Origin of the sequence: Solimonas marina (assembly GCF_012241385.1) — a bacterium.
Lineage (GTDB): Bacteria > Pseudomonadota > Gammaproteobacteria > Nevskiales > Nevskiaceae > Solimonas > Solimonas marina.
This window is the reverse complement of sequence record NZ_JAAVXB010000029.1, coordinates 1-1,214: the sequence shown is the minus strand read 5'-3', so window position 1 is coordinate 1,214 and position 1,214 is coordinate 1. Positions and strand designations below refer to the sequence as shown.

General features: G+C 60.6%; 2 protein-coding genes. Both read left to right on the top strand.

Features of this window, described 5'->3' with window-relative positions; translation table 11 throughout:
- The first annotated feature begins 53 nt into the window (after positions 1 to 53).
- A complete protein-coding gene (locus G7Y82_RS21095) occupies positions 54 to 368 on the top strand; it encodes a transposase (RefSeq protein WP_168150116.1) in 315 nt (104 codons plus the stop codon).
- Positions 365 to 1,186, top strand: coding sequence for an IS3 family transposase (locus tag G7Y82_RS21090; protein ID WP_168150115.1), 822 nt, complete (start codon positions 365 to 367; stop codon positions 1,184 to 1,186). Before G7Y82_RS21095 ends, G7Y82_RS21090 begins: the two co-directional genes overlap by 4 nt.
- The last annotated feature ends 28 nt before the right edge of the window (positions 1,187 to 1,214 follow it).

Below are 1,214 nucleotides of genomic sequence, written 5' to 3'. Positions count from 1 at the left end.
GTGTAATGACCCACTGAAATTCTGCTCAGGTGATACTTTGCAAGGAGTGGAGCATGAGCAAGTTGATGGACGAAGAGATCAAGCGGTGGACGGCGAAGCGTAAAGGCGCGCTGGTGCTGGAGATCATCCAGGGCAAGACGACGGTGGCGGAGGCATCGCGGCAGTTTGATCTGTCGCCGTCAGAGCTGGAGGACTGGGTCGACCAAGCCAAGGCCGGGATGGAGAATGCGCTGCGTGCCAAACCCGAAGACGTGCGCGAGCAGTACGAACGCAAGCTCAAGGATCTGCAGGAAGCGTACGGCGAGGCGATGCTGGAGCTTCGAGCCCGAAAAAAATTGCAGTCCCTGCTGGGCGAGGACGAGACGTGATCGAAGCGATCCGTCAGGGACTGAAGGCCGATGGCTTCGAGGTGTCGATCAGCAAGCTGTGCACGTGGTTCGGGATTCCGCGCCGGTCGGTGTACTACCGCTCGCGTAAGTCGGCGCCGAAGATTCAGCCGCGCTTCGCCGAGCCGATCAAGGCGATGATTGAAGAAGAACCGTCATTCGGCTATCGCACGGTCGCCGGCCTGCTGGGCTTCAACAAGAACACGGTTCAACGTGTATTTCAGCTCAAGGGCTGGCAGGTGAAGAAGCGCCCGATCGGGCACCGCCCGCGGATTGAGGCGCTACCGTCGAAGGCCGAAGCGCCGAATCAGCGCTGGTCAACCGATCTGTGCCGGGTCTGGGCTGGCCGTGACGGTTGGGCCAGCTTGGCATTGGTGATCGATTGCCATACGCGCGAGCTGCTGGGCTGGCATCTTTCCAGAAGCGGCAAGGCCAGCACGGCGGGCGCTGCACTAGAACAGGCGCTGATCTCGCGATTCGGAACCCTGGGGCGGGTGACGAAGACATTTCTGCTGCGTTCGGACAACGGCTTGGTCTTCACCAGTCGCCGCTACACCGCACTGGTCCGGAGTTATGGCCTGCAGCAGGAATTCATCACGCCGCATTGCCCACAGCAGAACGGCATGGTTGAGCGGGTGATCCGCTCGCTGAAGGAGCAGTGCGTGCATCGGCATCGGTTCGAAACGCTGCAGCACGCCAGCCGTGTGATCAGCGATTGGATCGCGTTCTACAACACCCGGCGTCCACATCAGGCGCTCGGAATGAAAACACCCGCCGAGGCTTATGCCTTAGCGGCCTGACCTGTGCAGATTTCGGTGGGTCATTACA

What these genes read in the sequence shown, in the direction of transcription:
- G7Y82_RS21095 (WP_168150116.1), top strand. Translation starts at nt 54, where the DNA reads ATGAGCAAGTTGATGGACGAAGAGATCAAGCGGTGGACGGCGAAGCGT.